The sequence below is a fragment of the Enterococcus songbeiensis genome, assembly GCF_005405265.1.
GTDB classification, from domain to species: Bacteria; Bacillota; Bacilli; order Lactobacillales; family Enterococcaceae; genus Enterococcus_C; species Enterococcus_C songbeiensis.
Genome location: NZ_BJDS01000003.1, coordinates 133,527 through 153,148, shown reverse-complemented (window position 1 = coordinate 153,148; position 19,622 = coordinate 133,527). Strand labels below are relative to the sequence as shown.

The following is a 19,622-nucleotide window of genomic DNA, read 5'->3' as shown; positions in this document are numbered from 1 at the left end:
CGAACAAAAAAACAGCGGTCCTGCAAATGGGGATCGCTGTTTTGCTTTACTGCAAGTAACTGGCTGTTTTTGTAGTGCTTGTCAAAAATTCTTGAATCGTTCCGCTGAACAGTAAATGCCCGCCTTCTTTACCACCAACTGGCCCTAATTCAACCAGATAATCGGCTTGTCGGATCACATCTAAATTGTGTTCAATGAAAATAAATGTATTGCCTTCATCGATTAATTGTTGGATCAGAGTCATAAAATGGTAAACATCGATTTTATGCATTCCGGTTGTTGGTTCATCCATTAGAAATAAATTGTTGTTCTGTTTTTCTTTTGCAATGGTTGCCGCCAGCCGCAGCCGCTGCATCTCACCGCCGGAAAGGGTATCGGTGGATTGTCCAAGTGTCACATAATCAAGATTGGTTTTTGCTAAAAGCTGCAAAGGTTTCGTGTCCAATCCTTGTTTTGCCAGAAAATCCTCGGCCGCAGCCACATCCATCATCAAGACGTCAAAAATTGAACAGTCACCGATTTTTACCGCCAGAATATCTTCCTGATAGCGAGTACCGTGACATTCAGGACAAGTGACTTCAACATTTTGGAAGAAGAGTTGATTGTTTTCAATCGTACCTAAGCCTTGGCAATTTTGGCAGCGACCGTTGCCAGAGTTAAAAGAAAAATCTCCAGCTTTGAAGAGTTTCCCCTTTTTTTGTGCTTCTTTGGCAAAGAGACCGCGAATTTTATCAAAAAGATCCAAATAGGTCGCAATAATCGAACGGCGGTTACGGGTGGGGCGTTTTTGGCTGATGGTGACCAACTGACGAAACGGCGTGTCCCATTGGGTTGTCGCGGTATTTTTCAAGTTGGCTTCTGCAATTTCGCCAAAAACCAAACTGGATTTTCCAGCACCGGAAACACCAGTGACCACGCTCAAACTATTTGCAGGTAACGTTAACGAAAGATTCTTCAAATTATTGCTCGTTGCATTTGTGACCGTCAAGGCGGCCGTGGCAACTGGGCGTTGTCGGCTGTTTTGCTGGTAGCGATTTTGTTGGGCTTTATAGGTCAGCGAATCGGGATTGTTCATCAAGTCTTGGTAAGTACCGGTGAATAGAATCTCTCCACCTTTTTCGCCGGATTTTGGTCCAATTTCAATGATCCAATCAGCTTGCTGGATTACGGCATCATCATGTTCGATGACTACCACCGTGTTGCGGCGGTCACGAATTTTTTTGATCATTTCGATTACACCTTGAGTATCTGCCGTGTGCAGACCAATCGTCGGTTCATCCAATAAATAAATCAATTCTGTCATGGGAGAAGCTAAAACCGCTGCCAGTTTGATTCGCTGTGCTTCTCCACCGGACAAGGTTGTATAGGGACGATCTAAGGACAAATAGGCTAAGCCAACTTGTTGAATGCGCTGGATTTTCGTTAGCATATCCCCAGTGTAATTTTGTACCATTTGCTGCTGTCCTTCAGACATGGCAGCATCAAGTTTATGCAGCCAGTCCATCAATTGAATCAAATCCCAAGTTTCGATGACTGGTAAAGATTGACCCATAACAGTGGCAGCTCGACTTTCAGGATTCAATTTTTCCCCCTGACAGGCAGGACAAAGTGTTTCGCCGATATAAGGAGCCAATGTGGCAGGTACGCCTTTATTTTCTGAGATTTTTTGCCAGATTTTAGTTTCGACTCCTTCAAAACGACCCTCTTGGACTTTTTTTGGCAAAGCTTTATTTTCCAGTAATTCTTTATTGGTGATTCCTTCTTTTAGCAAGGTCCATTGTTCAGCAGAGAAATCCTTTAAAGGTAGTTGTTTCGGCACCGGTAGTTTTAAAAATGCCAGTAATTTGTAATAGATATCGGCTTGGTAGGCATTGTATCCCGTAGGCCACATGGTAATGGCACCCTCTTCCAAGGATTTCTTTGGATCGTATAGGACGTCTTCTTTAATTGCCAGCGTTTTTCCCAAGCCGTGACAGGTGAGGCAGGCACCAGCTTTTGTGTTGAAGGAAAAGTGGGAACGGGTCAGCTTATCCATTCGATGACCGCAGTTGGGACAATCCATAAAGACTTTAAACTGCCCATCTTTTTTTTCAGTCGTTTCCTTTGCTTCACTGGCAGTGATCAACTGGTGGCAAGCAGGGCATTCACGGGTGTGGAGCTTTTCAAAAATCATTCGCAGGTCGGTAAAAAGATCAGTTTGGGTACCTAGAGTAGAGCGGGGATTTTCGTTACGATCTTCTTGATCAATCAAAATTGCCGGTGACAAATGGTGGATGGCATCGACCTTGGGTTTTTGGATTCCTTGAAAATTCATGGCTTCCAAGTATTGTCGTTGAGCCTCCATGTAGAGGGTGTCTTTGACTAGTGTGGTTTTCCCTGAACCGGAGAGACCGGTAACCACTACGAATTTATTTCTAGGAATATCGACATCAATGTGTTTAAGATTTTTTTCATACGCATTACGAATTTCAATCTTCATTTTCTTCACCTCATTTCTAGTGTACTAGATTGAAGCAATATTCTAGTTTTTTTCTGCTAAATACTATGAAAAAGGGAATATTTTCGCTAAAATCAGACAAAGGTCTTAAAACTATTACTTGAAGGTTGTGAAACGAGTGGACTACACTATGAAGCAGATGACAACACTGATTAAGGTCAGTGATACGACTTTAAAGCGTTATGAAAACTTTGACTTGCTGCCGGAAGTCAAAAAAACGGTAGGGGGGCAACGAAGATACCAAGAAATCCATCGGCAGGCGTTTTTGACGATTCGCAAATTGTTGCAAGGATTTGAAATCACAACGGCCTATGCGTTAATGCGTCTTGCAAAAGCAGGGGCATTTTCCGAAAGCTATTGGCTGATTGCCCATGCCCAAAAGCAGTTGGTGGCTGATGAAGAAGCTCTGCAACGAAATCGGACATTTATTCTTTCTCTCCCGCAAGAACAGTTGCCTCAGCAACGTTTACGTATTGGCGAATTGGCAAAACTGGCTCAGGTGGAAACGTCAGCGATTCGCTACTGGGAGGAACGGGGGCTGATTACCAGCCAACGGGGAGAAAACGGGTATCGGTATTACGAAGAAAAAGAAATCAAAAAAACATTGATTGTCACTTCCTTGCGAAAGACGATCTATGCCATTGAAGAAATCAAAAAATTACTGGCAAATAAAGAACCGGAAACGATTCAGAAATTGAAGCATCACTTTCTGGAAACCAAAGTCAAGATCGATGAGAAACTGGCAAAGCAACTGGAAGGAATCGCCGCTTTTATGGTGTATTGCGAAATGTTGAAGAAAGCGCAAGCAGAGTGAGTGATTGAATGTCAGCGAAGCGGTTGGCAAACTCTCTGGACTTCGATACAATGAAAGAAAAACAAAGATGGGAAAAAAGCCATGATCAAACTATTATTGGTAGACGACAGTGAGCTAATTACCGGCGGCTTGAAAATTTTATTGGGAATTGAAGCAGATTTTGAGATCGTTGCCTGTGTGGATCGCGGCGAAAAAGCGGTGGCGGTGTGTCAGCAACAACCCATCGATATCGTGCTGATGGATGTGCGGATGCCTGGGATGAGTGGGGTAGAAGCGACAAAAAAAATTACTGAAACGACCGCTGCAAAAGTCATTATTTTAACAACCTTTGATGAAGATGAGTACATTGTGGAAGGGATAAAAAACGGAGCTTCCGGTTATTTGCTGAAAAATACCGAACCGGAGCAGTTGACTCAAGCGATTCGCACCGTGATGAAGGGACAGAGTATTTTGTCCCAAGATGTCTTGGCAAAAGCCAAGCAACAATTTCATCCCGAACAAAAAAGTGCCGATTTATCTGAATTGACTCCTCGAGAAATTGAGATTACACGGTTGGTGGCTGCGGGATTAAGCAACAAGCAAATCGCCAATCAGCTTTTTTTGACAGAAGGAACGATTAATAACAGCTTGTCTACGATCCTCCACAAATTAGAGTTGGAACATCGAACACAGGTAGCGATTTATTATTTGACCGGCAAAGCAGGGAATGCAGATGAAAACCTTTAAACTTTTTATCAGTGTCTTAACGGTACTGGGTATCGTAGGGATTTTGTTTTTGCAGGTGACCGGTTCTTTGACAGCAGTCATTATTTTATTATTGCTATGGTTGAGTTTTTTATTACTGAGCATCAGCTTTCCCACGTATCAGTGGGTCTTTTTAGGATGCCAATTGGGGATTGCGCTTGTAGCACCTTTTGTCCAGACATGGTTGTTTTACCTGTTGCCGGGCACTGTAGCCAATTTTCTGGTTTTAGGGAAATATCAACCTTTCTCAGCGATGATCGGCAGTATTCTGTTAGTCAGTTATGGCATTTATCTGCCGGATCGCTACATGCAGTTAGGTGGACTGCTATGGACGGTTTTTGTGTTCTTTGTTTATCTGACGGTAGAAAAATTGACCCAAGAAAAACGCGGATTAAGCGATTCTTCTGATATGCTGCGAATCGAACGCAATCGGCTGTCGACTCTTTTTGAACAAAGTGTAATGAACAGCGAAGCTCGGGAAAAAGAAGCGGTTTTGTCTGAACGGCAGCGTCTGGTTCATGAAATCCATGATGAGCTGGGGCATAAATTGTCTGGGGGATTGATCCAAATGGAAGCCGCCAAAGCAGTTTATCATTCCAATCCTCAACAAGCAGAAGAACTGTTGGCGCAAGCTATCGCTACGACTCGAGAGGGAATCAACGATATTCGTAAAACCCTTCATTCCGAAGCGCCGCCAGTTGAAACACTGAATATTAATCGGATTAAAACGGAATTACAGACCTTTATGCAACGCTATCAGATAAAAACTTCTTTTCAATATTTTGGAAAAGTCGATCAGTTGAGCAATTTTCAATGGCAGGTCTTGTTGGGAAATTTAAAGGAAACATTGACCAACACTTTAAAATATGCAGAAGCCTCCGAGGTTTCGGTGAAATTGCATGTGTTTAAAGGTTTTTTACGATTTGAAGTCAGCAACAACGGCAAACAGGCAGTGACATATAAAAAAGGCCTGGGAATTTTGGGGATGGAGGAACGAACTGCCATGCTTTCCGGACAACTACTCATCGACAGTTCCCATAATTTTACCGTGACGACAATTTTACCAATCCAACAACATGAGAAATCTCATGTCTAACTGATGAGAAACTACACTAGTGTGGTTTCTCTTTTTTTTGTATGCTTGATATAGATAAGATTTGGAGGGAGAAAACATGGAACGTATCGTAGAAATCAATCAGCTGACGAAAAAATTTGGCTCACAGGTAGCAGTGGATGAAGTGAGTTTTTCTGTAGATAAGGGAACAATTTTGGGATTATTGGGACCAAACGGCGCTGGAAAATCAACTACCATCAATATGATTACTGGATTATTGAAAAAAACAGCAGGTGAAATCAAACTTTTTGGCAAAGAAGCTTCCGAAAAAAATCGAGACTTACGAAAAAAAATCGGGGTAGTACCACAAGAACTGGCGATCTATCATGATTTGAGCGCAGAAGAAAATGTCCGCTATTTTGGCGGGTTGTATGGATTACGGGGACAAAAATTAAAAGATGCTACTGAAAAAGCATTAAAAGCAGTCGGTTTATGGGAACGGAAGAAAGATAAATCAGCCACGTTTTCCGGCGGGATGCAACGGCGCTTGAATATTGCTATGGCAATCGTTCACGAACCGGAATTTGTCATTATGGATGAACCAACCGTAGGAATCGACACCCAATCACGAAATTATATTCTTGAAACTATTGAAAAAATGCGGGCAGAGGGCAAAACCTTGATTTATACCAGCCACTATATGGAAGAAGTAGAGCGCTTGGCGGATACAATCGTTGTGATCGATCACGGCAAGGTTATCGCTACCGGAACCGAAGCCGAATTAGTCAATCTCGTGACAGACCAAAAAAATATCACGATCACAGTGGCAAATCCCCAAGCAGTGAATTTGGCAGAAATCGAAGAACAGTCCGGTGTGATCCAAGCAAGCTTACAGGAACAACAACTGGTGGTCACCGTGTCAGTAGAAAGCAATGCATTGAATCGCTTGTTGATGCAGTTAATTAAACAAGGGGTCGAAGTCGACAGTGTCGATCAGCAACGAATCGATTTAGAAACGGTCTTCTTGAATCTGACCGGACGCAATTTAAGGGATAAGTAGGTGAGAAAATGAATTTACCAATTATTATTCGGACATTTATCCAGCAAATACGGGACAAAGCCACCTATATTTATTTCTTGGTGTTTCCGTTAACGCTGATGCTGATTTTAGGTTCGGTCTTGCAGGGAGCTTTTGATGGCGGCGATATCGAAGATAAAATCGATGAGATTCAGGTCCGTTATGTTGTGGATGATGCAGCAATGGGAACGCAATTTGAAGCTGTTTTGCAGGAAATCAATTCGGACAAACTTATTTTTGAAGAAAGTCCGAATGAAGAAAGTGCTGTTGCAGCGATGAAGAAAAAGCAGGCAAATGCCTACTTTCTCATTAAAAAAGATATTACCGTTCAAATCGAAAGTCTGTCAGACGTACAATTTACTCTCTTAAAAAGTTATTTGGCGGAGATGTTTCAGGTGATGCGCCTGATGGAAGGAGCGCAACAATTTGGTGTAGCACCGCAAGAGCTCTTCAACTTACCACCTGAGTTGGACAAAGCCATTGTGGTCGATCAAAGTCAAATGAAGAAACCGGCAACCTCCTACCAATATTATTCCGTTGCGATGATTGCATTGTTTATTTTGTATATGTCGCAAAACGGGTTGGAGATGTTTGATAAAGGTCGCAGACAAAAAACATTGCAGCGGGAATTGATCAGTCCGGTCAGTCGACAAAAATTGATCAACTCTACTTTTATTGGACATGCTTTGTTGGGCGTGTGTGTGGTTTTCGCATTGATGGTAATCACGCAAGTTCTCTTCGGTGTTCCGTGGCATTTGCAGTGGTTCTTCTCCTTTGCCAATTTGTCTTCCTTAATGCTGTTGTTTCTAGTTTTGGGCGCCTTTTTAGAAACGGTTGGAAAAGGTGTGGGCATGGCATTGGTTCAAGTTATCATTCAAGTGGCAGCCTTTCTCGGGGGCGGATACTTCCCAGTTGGTGAAGAAATGATGCGTTTTTCACCGATGGGTTGGGTCATGGGACCGATTCGTGAAGCCTTATGGACCGAAAATGCGTTGCAGTGGCAAGGTGTCCTTTATTGTTTGATTAGTACATTGGTTTTATATATTGGCATGTCGGTTGTATTAAATCGCAGGGAGGAATTCTAAATGAAGGATATACTATGGATTATTCGGGAACGGTTTATTCTTTGGCGGAACCATCCTATGCAGGTGCTGTTTCTTTTGGGGGTTCCTATCATGAGTATTGCGTTATATTTCTTTATCTACAGCAATACAGGTATCGCCAACTCTTTGACGGTAGGGGTCGTTGATCAGGATCAATCCAAGTACAGTCAGCAATTTGTTGCAACGCTTGGGAAACGGTTATCCGTGAAGGAATTAAAGGATGAGGAAGCCGGTGACAAGTCATTGGCTGCCCAATCTGTGACCGCCAATCTTGTGATTCCCGCAGATTTTTCAGAAAAAATTGGTGAGGGAGAATTGGCAACGTTGAAGTTTCGTACCCTTCAGGAAGGGCAGGCCATTGATTCCATCAAAAATATTGCCCTTACTACCTACAATGAAGTATTAGCCATTGCAAAATTTGCGGCTAACAGTAGTGAAAAAGAAGCCTTTGAATTTGTAAAAGGAGATACGACAATCAAATTTGAACAATTTGAAAAGGATGCGACAAGCAAAGCAATGAGTATCCAGATTCTTGGATTTATGCTCATGATGCTGCTTTATCAATCCGGGGTTTTTGGGGCAAATGCCATTCAAAATGAACGGCGAAATAAAATTTACCATCGCTTCATGACAACACCAGTTTCTAAAGGGGCGTATTTCACGGGCACGGCGATTTTCGCTTTCCTAGCGATGATTTTTGAAGTGGTTTTTACGGTTTTATTGATGACGGTGGCATTTCGTATCGATATCGGGTTACCTGCGATACAGTTGATTGGGGTTCTCGCAGTCTTTGGACTGGTTGCTGTCGCCTGGTCGATTGCAATCGGCGTGAATTCCCCCAGCAGTAATTTTGCTTCCGGTGTCCAAAGTATTCTATTTACCGTTACAAGTATTTTATCCGGGGCATTGATTCCCAGCGAGGTAATGCCGGAGTTTATGGAAAAAGTCGCCCGTATCACACCGCAATATTGGGTGTTAGATGCCATCAAACAACTGCAAAATAACGCTGATTTTTCTCAAATCATTGTTAATCTGCTGGTCCTAGCTGCCTTTGTCCTGCTCTTTTTCAGCATCTCTACGTATGGGTTTATGAAGAGAAAAAATTTAGAGGTGTTTGATTAATAATAAGCCGTGAAATTGTAAAATTTTGCGGCTTATTTTTTCCTAACTTGACTTCTCATGCAAAACAATTTATTGTTTAAAATGTAAACAGTAAACAGAGGAGTTGGAGATGTGGCAAGTATTCGTGATATTGCTAAGATGGCTGGTGTATCAGCTGCCAGTGTCTCAAGAATATTAAACAATGATCAAACCTTCAGTATCAATGAAAATACCCGTCAAAGAGTGATAGAAATTGCCAACCAAGTAAATTACTCAAAAGAAAAAAATTTACGGGGAAGTCGCAATGTAGGAGATGATCTTTCTATTGCTTTGATTACTCGTCACAGTGAAGAAAGTGAATCTGATGATCCGTACTTTCAGCATATTCGCAAAGGAATTGAAAAAGAAGCCGCAAAATGGCGCTTAAAGGTCGTTCGTGTGTTTCGAATGAGAGATAAGCTAAAGGATTGGCAACAATTGAAAAAATATAAAGCGGTGATTTTGATTGGCGAAATGGACACGGATGCACTTGAAGAAGTAAAGAAGTATAACGATCAGATCATTTTAGTCGACAATTACCAAAACCATTCACAATTTGATTGTATTCAAACGGATTTTGCATGGAAAACCCATGAAATTTTGGATACATTATTTGAAAATGGACATCGGAATATAGCTTTTATCGGCGGCGTTGGTAGTAAGGTGGATCGTATAGGGGATGTCAGCTTTTATCAAGAGGAAGTACGGGCAGAACAGTATCGGCAATGGATGAAATTAAAAGACTTAGAACAATACAGTCATAGTTTTCAAAAAAATTGGACACCGGAATGCGGCTTACAGCTCACCGAAGAGATGTTGCAATTAAACCCAAGACCGACGGCGGTTGTTGTGGCAAGCGATCCAATGGCAGTGGGTGTCTATCGCGCGATCAACGATCATGGCTTACGTATTCCTGAAGATATCTCTGTTATCAGTTTTGATGATATTGAGATGGCGCGTTATATGAGTCCAGCGCTGTCGACAGTTCGTATGAATGCACAAGAGATGGGACGTATTGCAGTCAATATGGCGAAAGAACGGATTCTAGGTACACGAACCATGCCAATCACGGTTATCTGTTCCAGCCAACTGATAGCAAGAGAATCAGTTGGTAGAATTAGCAAGGATTGAAAGAAAGTTTACAAAGATTACTAAATCTTTTGTAAACTTTTTTAATTTGTCTCTTGTGTAAACATTAACTAAACAAATATAATGAAATCGTAAACGTTTGCAATACAAAAAAGGAGAATCACACGATGAAATTTATTGACAAATTATCAGAAAAAATGGTTCCGGTTGCACAGATTATCGCAAACAATAAATATTTGCTAAGTTTGCGGGACGGTTTTATGATGGCGTTTCCAGCTACAATGTTTGCTTCGATCATGATCATTATCCAGAATTTACCAACGACATTTGGCTTTGCAAAATATTTGCCGGATGCAGTGAATACCTTCCTAAATGATTTCTTTGGTCCAATAGGTAATGCAACAATGAGTATTTCTGCCGTTTTTATTGTTTATGGGATTGGGTATCAATTGGCAGGACATTATAAGCAATCACAAATTTTTGCGGGTGCTATTTCACTGTCTTCATTCATTTTACTGTTGCCATTTGGTCAAGATGAAAGCATGGGTACATTTATTCCAGTTGCTAAGCTAGGGGCGGAAGGAATGTTTGTTGGTATTCTAACTGCGATTATTGCTACAGAAATTTATTGTAAAATCAGTGCTGCTGGATTAACTATCAAAATGCCGGATTCTGTACCGCCAATGATTTCCGAGTCTTTTGTTGCAATCATTCCCGGTGCTGCACCGTTATTTCTTTTTAACGTCGTTCGTTACTTGTTTACTTTTACAACATGGGGAAATGCAGTTGATTTTGTTTATGAACTTTTACAAAAACCATTGATGGGGTTAGGCGGCACGTTACCAGCTGTTCTAATAGCAGTCTTCTTTACGCAATTTTTCTGGTGGTTTGGGATTCATGGGACATTAGTTGTGAATGCAGTCATCGATCCAATCATGAGTGCGCTAGCAATTGAAAATTATGAAGCTTACAAAAACGGGGCAGAACAATTGCCTCATATCATCAATACAACTTTCATGGGTGTATTTGTCAATCAAGGATTACAATTAGGTATTTCAGTTACTATGGCATTTTTCATCGCCCGTTCGATTCGTATGAAAAAACTGATGAAGACAATTATTGCACCAGCTGTTTTCAATGTTTCTGAACCAATGACATTTGGTTTGCCAATCGTATTAAATCCAATTGCCTTTATTCCGTGGATTGTCAGTCCATTAGTAAGTACAGCAATTTCTTACTTTGCAATTGCCATTGGGTTAGTTCCAAGACCAATCGGCGCAACAGTTGTTTGGACGACACCCGTCTTTTTATCTGGCTGGTTAGGTACCGGTTCGATTGCGGGAGCGATTTTACAATTAGTAACAGTAGTTGTAATGACTTTGATCTGGATACCTTTCTTGCTGGTAATGGATCGTGAATATTTGAAAGAGGAAAAAGCTCAAGCACTTGAAAATCAAGCAGAAACAAATTAGATAGTGAGGAATTGAAGATGAGAATTGATACCTTGAGTTTTAAATTCAAAACGAAAGTAACTGCGGCAGAAATGTATCAAGTCCTGTTGGCTGAACAACAAAAATTTTTTCAAAGTAAAGATCCTTCAGTTTCCCAACTGGAGAAAGGATCAGAAATTCAGCATGATATTTTTACAAAAACCGAAAAATTACCTATTCCAGCAGCGATGCGAATCACTGAGCTAGTACCTGATAAATGTCTTCAACTGGAAACTAGTTATGACAAAGGAACTATTTTGCAGACATATGAATTTTCTCAGGGGAAAGAAAAAGCGGAGGTGCGCTATTCGGAACGCAATGAATTCAACCAACCGAGGTATCAATTCAGTTTTCTTTTTATAAGTATTTTTTACAAAGTCATTTACAATCATGGAATAAAAAAAAGAATGCAATACATTGAACAGCTCTGTCAAGAAAATCACTGACCTTGACCGTTGTTTGATAAGAAACAAAAGGACGAGGTAAAGAGAATGATTACAGTAACAGACAATCGATATTTTCACTTAAAAAATGACAAGATAAGCTACCTATTTTATGTCATGCCAAATCATCAAATCGGACATCTGTATTTTGGAAAATCCCTCGGTGAACTTTCCGAGACAGACCTTTTCTATCTTTCACAAAAAAAGAACAAGTCAGCCGGAACGGTCAAATTTTCAGAAGAAAATGGACAATTTACTTTAGCCGATCACTTGCAAGAATACCCAGTGTACGGCAGTAGTGATTTTAGGGAAGGCGCAATTGAGATTACCGAAAATACTACGCCGTTGTATGTGGATTTTCGCTATTGTGACTATCAGATAACGGATGAGAAAAAACGAGTATTAGCAAAACCCGCCACCTTTGCTGACAAAGGAAAAGCTGAAACGATCCAATTACGATTGATTGACGAAGAACGACGCCTAGTATTGATGCTTAATTATACGATTTTTGAGAATAGTGGTGTGATTGTTAAAAATCAGGTCATTAAGAATTTGGGAAATGTAGACAGAACAGTTCAACGAATGATGAGCGGTGTTTTAGAATTGCCGACAGACAATTATGAATTCTTGCACCTCGCAGGCGCATGGCTAAAAGAACGACATTTGACCCGACATTCATTGGCACAAGGGACCGTTGCGATTTCTTCTTTGAAGGGGGCTTCCGGGCATCAGCACAATCCTTTTATCGCCTTGCAAGAAAAAAATAGTTCCATCAATCAAGGCGCTGTTTATGGTGCACATCTTATTTACTCCGGGAACTTCCTAGGTCAAGCAGAGGTGGATGAATGGGGAAATACCCGTTTGTTGTTAGGCATTCAACCAAATTATTTTTCTTGGAAATTGGTGCCTGGAGGAGAATTCGAAACACCGGAAGCGATGCTTTCATATTCGAATAATGGGCTAAACGGCTTGGCGCAAGAATCAGCAGCATTTATTGAACAACACGTGATTGATCCGCAGTGGTTAGAAAAACCGCGTCCGATTGTTTTCAATAATTGGGAGGCAACGTATTTTGATTTTACCCATGATAAACTGGTTTCTCTAGCCAAAGCAGGAAAAAAACTTGGGATGGAATGTTTTGTAGTAGATGACGGTTGGTTTGGTAAGCGAGACGATGATCGTAGTTCTCTCGGAGATTGGGTAGTAGATAAACGAAAATTTCCAAAAGGAATTGCGGCTTTTGCTGCTGAAATTCATGAGTTAGATCTACAATTGGGTATTTGGTTTGAACCAGAGATGATTTCTCCCGACAGCCAATTGTATCAAAATCATCCAGAGTGGGTCGTAAGACATCCATTTGAGAGAATTTCGATTGGTCGTGGACAATATGTGTTGGATTTTGCCAATCCGGAAGTTGTCGAAGCGATTTATAAACAAATGAAGGAGATTATTCAGGCTACGAAATTAGACTATATAAAATGGGATATGAATCGCAATATTACAGAAGCCTATTCGATGTATCTTGAACAAAACAAGGTTGATCAAACAGAATTTTTCCATCGCTATATTTTGGGCGTCTATGCATTATACACCAAAATTCTAACTGATTTTCCCGCTATCTTGATTGAAGGTTGCGCAGGTGGTGGTGGCAGGTATGATCTGGGGATTCTTTTTTATAGTCCGCAAATTTGGCCAAGCGATGATAGCGATGCAGTCGAACGTTTAGCCATTCAAACGGGAACACTGCTGGCTTATCCATTGTCCTCTTTTAGTAATCATGTTTCTGCTAGTCCGAACCATCAAGTCTTACGAAATACCTCATTAAAAATGCGTCAAGACGTCGCAATGTTTGGTCCTTTAGGGTATGAACTTGATATCACAAAACTTTCACAAGAAGAAGGACAGGAGATTCGTACCCGGATTGCGTTTTATCGGGAACATCGTGAATTGCTGACTTTTGGCACTTTCTATCAACTAAATACGGGAGATAAAAATGAAGTAGCTTGGGCTGTTTACGATCATAAAAAAGGAAAAGCTATTGTAGGATTTTACCGTATATTGGCAAAACCAAATGCAACAGCAGATGCCTTTTTACCACTACCTTTCTTGAATCCTCACAAAAAGTATCAAGTAAACGGAAAGGTACTTAGCGGTCAAGTATTAAGGGAGATCGGTATTCGAGAACCGTATCAATTTAACGGAGCAAATCATGAACAAGCGCAAGTCAAGGGAGACTTTCAGTCCTATATTTATCAAATTGAATTAGTAAAGTAGCGGGAGGAAAATAAAATGGTCAGATTTGATCTTGATCATCGTTTATTGCATGGCGGCGACTATAATCCCGATCAATGGCTCGATTATCCGGATATTTTAAAAAAGGACATCGAGCTGATGCAACAGGCGCATGTCAACACGGTTACACTAGGAGTATTTGCTTGGAGTGCCCTAGAGCCGGAAGAAGGTAAATTTTGTTTTGATTGGATGGATGAAATTTTTGATCAGGTTTCTGAATTTGGTGGAAATATTATTTTGGCAACTCCGAGTGGCGGACGTCCCCAATGGTTAAGTCAGGCGTATCCAGAAGTGAATCGTACCGATGCATTGGGACAAAAGCATACTCATGGGTTTCGACACAATCATTGCTATTCTTCGCCTATTTATCGGGAAAAAGTTCAACGAATCAACCGAAAATTAGCAGAACGCTATGGTTCTCATCCTGCGCTTTCTATGTGGCACGTATCCAATGAATACTCTGGAGAATGTTTCTGTCCCTATTGTCAGGAAAGCTGGCGTAAGTGGTTGCAGAAAAAATATGGCTCTCTTGAAGCGATCAATCAGGCATGGTTGATGTCCTTTTGGGGAAGTACGTATTCAGATTGGGCACAAGTTTTACCACCTTCTCCTTTGGGGGAACATAAAGTTCATGGAATGGATTTAGATTGGAAACGATTTGTTACGGATAGGACGATTGATTTCTATCAAGCAGAAATTGAACCACTACGGGAGATAACACCAAATATACCGGTAACAACGAACTTTATGGCAGAAGGGTATGACACACGTGACTTCATTCCACTAGAAGGATTGGATTATGGAAAGTTTTCTAAGTACGTAGATATCGTCAGTTGGGATAGTTATCCTGATTGGCACAATAATTATGAGTCACTAGAAAAAACGGCAATGAAATCAGCTTATGTTCATGATCAATACTGGTCGTTGAAACAACAACCATTTTTAGTGATGGAATCAACACCGAGTGAAGTTAATTCACACCCATTCAACAAATCAAAACGACCAGGCATGCACATTTTGAGCGCCATGCAGCAAATTGCCCATGGGTCAGACAGTACTTTGTATTTTCAATGGCGACAATCACGTGGAAATTCAGAAAAATTTCATGGTGGAGTTGTTGGGCATGATGGTTCTGCAAAAAATAGAGTTTTTCAAGAGGTTTCCGAATATGGAAAACGATTGGAAAAACTGAGTGAAGTCAAAGGTACAACAAAAAAATCGAAAGTGGCAATCCTTTTTGACTGGGAGAGCAATTGGGCGTTGAAACGTGGTGGCGGCTTTGGTCGACCTACACGCCGTTACCCCCAAACACTGCAAGAACACTATTCTATTTTTTGGGAAAAAGATATCTCTGTTGATATTCTTTCCGTCACGCAAGATTTTTCTAAGTATGATTTAGTGATTGCTCCAATGTTGTATTTGATGACTGGTGAAACGATGACAAAATTGCAGGAGTATGTTGCTGCAGGAGGAACTTTGATAGCAAGTTATTTTACAGGAATGGTCAATGAAACAGATCTTGTTTATTTAGGTGGACTACCAAAAAAACTCCAAGCGTTATTTGGAATCGATGTTTTAGAATTAGACACTTTATACGAAAATGAGCATAATATGTTGGATTATCAGGGGAAAATGTATCAAACAAAGGATTATTCAGCTATTTTAGCTATTAAAGAGGCTCAGGTTTTGGGACGGTATCATGAAGAATTTTATGAAGGAACCCCAGCAGTTGTTACGCACGCTTTTGGGAAGGGCGATGCGTATTATTTGGCGGCTCGAACGAATACCAATTTTCTTAGAGCTTTTTATGGGGACCTGATTGAGAAACTACAATTGAAAAATACGTTGATCAAACGAATGTCACCTGTGGTATCCGTACAAAGCCGCTACAGTAAAACAGCCAGCTATCACTTTTTTATGAACTTCTCGACAGAAATTCAATCGATTGAGATTACACGTTCACTGATTGATGCAGAAAAGCAAACAGAGTTACCAAGAAAATTACTTCTTGCTCCTTATGAAGTGATTATTGGGAAGGAATTTTTATAGAAAACAGCGAACCCCAAGAGTCAGACCAAAAATCTAACTCTTAGGGTTCGTTTTAATTTCGGCTCTTTTTTACATCCGCGTGTCTTGAATGACTTCGCGGATTTCGTTGATGGTTTCTTTAGCGGCGCTTTTCATTTTGATTCCATAAATCAAAAAGAGTGTGTCAATAATACTCAGTTGAGAGACGACAGAAGAAATTGCTTCGGGACGGTAGAAGGTTTCTTCCGAGATTGAAATCAAGGCAACATCACTGGCTTGGGCAACGGGAGAGCCGGCATAGCTGGTGATGCCGATAATCGGTACACCATTTTTTTTCAAAACAGCCATCAACTCCATAGTATCCTTGTTGCGTCCGGTGTGGGAAATGACTAATGCACAATCTTCTTTGGTCATTTTGGCGGCTTGCATTAATTGAATATGAAAATCTTCGTGATGGAAGCAATGAATCGGCATCCGCAAAAATTTATGGTAGGCATTTAGCGCAACGACAGCAGAGCCCCCCATCCCAAAAAAGCCGCAGGTGGTTGATTGTAACAAAATCGCCATAGTTTTTTGTAAATCTTTTTCAGTTAACATCGCCTGAGTGGCTTCAATGGAATGAATATTGGTTTGGCAGGTTTTTTCAGCAATTGTCAGATAAGAATCCTCTGCAGTCAGGGATAAAAAGAAATCATTTTTTTCTTCTCCGGCTTGATTCAGGGTCAGCTTCAACTCTTGAAAATTCTGGTAGCCGACTTTTTTTGCGAAACGTGAAATCGTAGCCGTAGATAAGGCGGTTGCTTCCGCTAATTCTTGAATGGAGTAGCGGCTGGATTCTTTAGAATTTTCTAAAAGGTAATCAGCTAATCGCTGATCTCCTTTGCTGAGATCATCATAGTAACTTTTAATACGACTTCGAAATGCGGCGCCCATTCGTTTTCCTCCTCTTATTTTCCACTGAATTTTCAAGTCTGATTCTTTCTTTTGTTACCAAAAAGTGACTGGAACAGGTATAGAAGGACTTTTATTAAGCCTATCATACCACGAGTTACAACAAAATAAAACGTATATGTAAAAAATATACATAATTACACTTGTATTTTGTAAATAAATTACATATACTGAGAGTGAATAAAAAAAGGGAAGGAGACTAGTTATGAAAATAGGGATGATCGGTTTAGGAAAAATGGGGTTGCATTTGACCCAGAATATGTTGCACAATCAAGTAGAGGTAGTGGCTTATGATGTTACTGCAAAGGCTGTTGAGGAAGCGGAACAATTAGGCGCAGAACCAGCAAAAGATTTGCAAACGCTGGTAGCAAAACTGCCAGCACCTAGAATCATTTGGGTGATGATCCCAGCGGGTGCCCCAACACAAGAAACCGTAAAAAAATTGGGGGATCTTTTGCAACCGGGAGATATTTTGATCGATGGAGGAAATTCTTTTTATGAGGATTCCATCAAAAGAGGAGAAGAATTGGCAGCAAAACAAATCCATTTCTTCGATGTTGGTTCCTCCGGCGGGATGGCGGGCGCTTTGAAGGACGGCAATTTCATGATTGGTGGACCAGCAGAGATTTTTCCTGTAATTGAACCCTTATTTAAAAAAATTGCCGCTGAAAAAGGCTATTTGTATACTGGACCTTCCGGTAGTGGTCATTACCTGAAAATGGTTCATAATGGAATTGAATATGGTATGATGCAGGCCATCGGGGAAGGGTTTGATTTATTGCAACACAGCCCCTACAATTATAACAACGAAAAAGTAGCTGAAATGTGGAACCATGGATCAGTTATTCGCAGCTGGTTGATGGAACTTGCCGCGAATGCCTTCCAAAAAGATGGTCAGCTGGATGAGATCAAAGGAATCATGTATTCTTCCGGCGAAGGCAAATGGACCGTCGAAGAAGCCTTGAAGCGAGAAGTAGCAGTGCCGGTCATTGCAACCTCATTGATGATGCGTTACCGTTCATTGGAAGAAGATACTTTTACCGGAAAAGTCGTTGCCGCTTTAAGAAATGAATTCGGCGGGCATGCCGTTTCAAAAAAAGAGTAACGATAGAAAAACAGAAAGCAGGGATTTGGTGATTAAGGGAATCATATTTGATTTGGACGGCTTGCTTGTCGATACAGAAAAGACTTATCGGGAGGGATGGTTGTGGACCTTTAAGCAGTATGATCTGCCAATCTCAGAAACCGAAGTTGATTCTTGGAGCGGTCGTAGCTGGTTGCAGACGGCAGCATATATTGCGTCCATCGTCGGCAAAGAAAAGGTACCTGAGATCCGCAGGAAACGAGAAGAATTTATTTACCGTCAGTTGGCAAGCGGCACCTTAAAGGCAAAACCCTTTGCAGCAGAAACCCTTGCTTTTTGTAAACAAAAAAATTTAGCAGTAGGGTTGGCTACGTCAACTGTTAAAAAACGTGCGGTGGATTTGCTGACCCACTTTGATTTGCTGAACTATTTTGATGAAATGACCTTTGGCGATGAAGTGATGGAGCACAAACCAGCACCAACCGTGTATCTGACAGCTCTGGCAAAAAGTCAATTACACCCCACGGAAGCCCTTGCGGTGGAGGATTCCATCATCGGTGCAACAGCTGCGACTAGAGCCGGTTTAGGCGTTTTGCTGGTACCTGACAGTAGCTTTGCACCACCTTCACAGGAGAAAAAAGCCTCATTGAATCTTGTTGCGGAGGGTCCAACGCTAAAAATCGTTGAAAATTATCTGACAGAGTAAAGAAAGAGATGAGTACAATGAACAGCATGGAAAAAATTAATCAGTTCCGCGAAGAACGGGACTGGCGGCAATTTCACAATGAAAAAGATTTGGCCCTTTCTATCTCCTTGGAAGCAGCAGAATTACTGGAATTGTTTCAATGGAAAACCTCAGAGGAAGCCAAAGAAAATCCAGAGCGTTTAAAAGAGGAATTGGCAGATGTGCTGATTTATTCGTACATGATGGCGGACAATCTCAACTTTGATATCGATGAAATCATTGAAGAAAAATTGCAAAAGAACGCACAGAAATATCCGGTGGAAAAAAGTCGGGGAAAAAAGTCCTAACATGATAGGACTAAATAAAGAAAAAAAATCTGAACGATGCAGAAAAGCACAACATGCTTTCTGCAATGTTCAGATTTTTTTATGATTCGTATTAAAAATCAAATCTGAGCTAAGGCATCATGGATTGGAGTATCTCCACTGCGCATCATGATTACTTTTTTGCTGGTATTTGGATGGTCGATGATTGCCGCAAGCGTTTTGGCTACATCAGGAATCGGATTCGTCGATACAGAACCTTCACCAATATGGATTTTTCCTGTTCCTTTTTCAGTGGTCAGACCTGTAGGCTGTAAAATGGTGTAATCCAAAGAAGTGTTGGTGATTAGGTAATTGTCGGCAAAAAATTTGGCAATGTTATAATCCATCAACTGCTTTAAGCCTTCACGATACCATTCGTCCGGTTGCAGGGAAAAAATCGAGCTAAGCATGATATAGCGAGACACACCGTTTTTTTCAGCGGCTTGCATGGTTTTGACTGCGCCAAAAGCATCTGTTTGCAATAAATCATTTCCCCGAGAGCCGGCAACAAAATAAATGACGTCTACAGACCCGATGATTTCGGCAATTTTTTCTACAGATTCATGCAAATCCAAGTGGACAGCAGTGACTTCCTGAGAAACGATTTTTTCTGGATGACGAGCACCAGCAATCACCTCATGGCCTTGTTCTTTCAGCGCAGTAATCAAGTCGGCTGCTACCCGACCAGAACCACCTACTACAAAAATTTTCATGGAATTCCCTCCAGTTTTTGATTTGAAACTACTTCTACTGTACAGCAAAGAA

Annotated in this window: 17 protein-coding genes; 14 read left to right on the top strand and 3 right to left on the bottom strand. The window is 41.0% G+C overall.

All coding sequences use genetic code 11. From position 1 onward, the window contains the following. Window positions 1–46 precede the first annotated feature (46 nt). Window positions 47–2,479: an ATP-binding cassette domain-containing protein gene (locus FFM66_RS02645; protein ID WP_137604937.1), complete on the bottom strand. Its 2,433-nt coding sequence runs from the start codon at window positions 2,477–2,479 to the stop codon at window positions 47–49. 148 nt (window positions 2,480–2,627) lie between these two features. Here FFM66_RS02645 and FFM66_RS02640 point away from each other — a divergent pair, with 148 nt between their 5' ends. The 11 genes from FFM66_RS02640 to FFM66_RS02590 all read left to right on the top strand — a co-directional run bounded on the left by FFM66_RS02640 (window position 2,628) and on the right by FFM66_RS02590 (window position 15,793). After that, entirely contained in the window at window positions 2,628–3,311 is a 684-nt protein-coding gene (locus tag FFM66_RS02640) for a MerR family transcriptional regulator (protein ID WP_137604936.1), read from the top strand. An 81-nt stretch (window positions 3,312–3,392) separates the two neighbouring features. After that, complete coding sequence (locus FFM66_RS02635; protein WP_048603235.1) at window positions 3,393–4,037, top strand: response regulator; 645 nt, start codon at window positions 3,393–3,395, stop codon at window positions 4,035–4,037. Next, window positions 4,024–5,151 (top strand): sensor histidine kinase, encoded by a 1,128-nt coding sequence (locus FFM66_RS02630; protein ID WP_171000779.1) that lies wholly within the window; start codon window positions 4,024–4,026, stop codon window positions 5,149–5,151. Before FFM66_RS02635 ends, FFM66_RS02630 begins: the two co-directional genes overlap by 14 nt. A 76-nt stretch (window positions 5,152–5,227) precedes the next feature. Continuing rightward, on the top strand, window positions 5,228–6,169 hold the full coding sequence (locus FFM66_RS02625; RefSeq protein ID WP_048603237.1) for an ABC transporter ATP-binding protein: 942 nt from the start codon (window positions 5,228–5,230) through the stop codon (window positions 6,167–6,169). Window positions 6,170–6,177: 8 nt separating this feature from the next. After that, complete coding sequence (locus FFM66_RS02620) at window positions 6,178–7,272, top strand: ABC transporter permease (protein ID WP_137604934.1); 1,095 nt, start codon at window positions 6,178–6,180, stop codon at window positions 7,270–7,272. Then, complete coding sequence (locus tag FFM66_RS02615) at window positions 7,273–8,412, top strand: ABC transporter permease (protein ID WP_137604933.1); 1,140 nt, start codon at window positions 7,273–7,275, stop codon at window positions 8,410–8,412. Window positions 8,413–8,523: 111 nt separating this feature from the next. Then, a complete protein-coding gene (locus FFM66_RS02610) occupies window positions 8,524–9,561 on the top strand; it encodes a LacI family DNA-binding transcriptional regulator (protein WP_048603240.1) in 1,038 nt (345 codons plus the stop codon). A gap of 125 nt (window positions 9,562–9,686) precedes the next feature. Continuing rightward, on the top strand, window positions 9,687–10,991 hold the full coding sequence (locus FFM66_RS02605) for a PTS sugar transporter subunit IIC (protein ID WP_048603257.1): 1,305 nt from the start codon (window positions 9,687–9,689) through the stop codon (window positions 10,989–10,991). Window positions 10,992–11,008: 17 nt separating this feature from the next. Further along, the gene (locus FFM66_RS02600) at window positions 11,009–11,455 is read left to right on the top strand and encodes a DUF3284 domain-containing protein (protein ID WP_137604932.1); all 447 of its coding nucleotides are present in this window, start codon (window positions 11,009–11,011) and stop codon (window positions 11,453–11,455) included. 45 nt (window positions 11,456–11,500) lie between these two features. Then, entirely contained in the window at window positions 11,501–13,726 is a 2,226-nt protein-coding gene (locus FFM66_RS02595; protein ID WP_048603259.1) for an alpha-galactosidase, read from the top strand. Between the two features lie 15 nt (window positions 13,727–13,741). Further along, window positions 13,742–15,793: a beta-galactosidase gene (locus FFM66_RS02590; protein WP_137604931.1), complete on the top strand. Its 2,052-nt coding sequence runs from the start codon at window positions 13,742–13,744 to the stop codon at window positions 15,791–15,793. Between the two features lie 69 nt (window positions 15,794–15,862). Here FFM66_RS02590 and FFM66_RS02585 read toward each other — a convergent pair whose 3' ends face one another. Further along, the gene (locus tag FFM66_RS02585) at window positions 15,863–16,705 is read right to left on the bottom strand and encodes a MurR/RpiR family transcriptional regulator (RefSeq protein ID WP_048603261.1); all 843 of its coding nucleotides are present in this window, start codon (window positions 16,703–16,705) and stop codon (window positions 15,863–15,865) included. Between the two features lie 223 nt (window positions 16,706–16,928). Between FFM66_RS02585 and gnd the strand changes: the two genes are divergently transcribed. The 3 genes from gnd to FFM66_RS02570 are packed head-to-tail and all read left to right on the top strand — an operon-like array spanning window position 16,929 to window position 18,839. Next, window positions 16,929–17,828 (top strand): phosphogluconate dehydrogenase (NAD(+)-dependent, decarboxylating), encoded by a 900-nt coding sequence (gnd, locus tag FFM66_RS02580; protein WP_137604930.1) that lies wholly within the window; start codon window positions 16,929–16,931, stop codon window positions 17,826–17,828. Window positions 17,829–17,859: 31 nt separating this feature from the next. Continuing rightward, window positions 17,860–18,513: an HAD family hydrolase gene (locus FFM66_RS02575; protein ID WP_082147230.1), complete on the top strand. Its 654-nt coding sequence runs from the start codon at window positions 17,860–17,862 to the stop codon at window positions 18,511–18,513. A 17-nt stretch (window positions 18,514–18,530) separates the two neighbouring features. Next, window positions 18,531–18,839: a nucleotide pyrophosphohydrolase gene (locus FFM66_RS02570; protein ID WP_048603264.1), complete on the top strand. Its 309-nt coding sequence runs from the start codon at window positions 18,531–18,533 to the stop codon at window positions 18,837–18,839. Between the two features lie 98 nt (window positions 18,840–18,937). Here the strand turns inward: FFM66_RS02570 and FFM66_RS02565 are convergent, their stop codons facing one another. Beyond that, window positions 18,938–19,570 carry an NAD(P)H-binding protein gene (locus FFM66_RS02565; RefSeq protein ID WP_137604929.1) on the bottom strand — a complete coding sequence of 211 codons (633 nt, stop codon included), beginning with the start codon at window positions 19,568–19,570 and terminating at the stop codon, window positions 18,938–18,940. Between the last annotated feature and the right edge of the window lie 52 nt (window positions 19,571–19,622).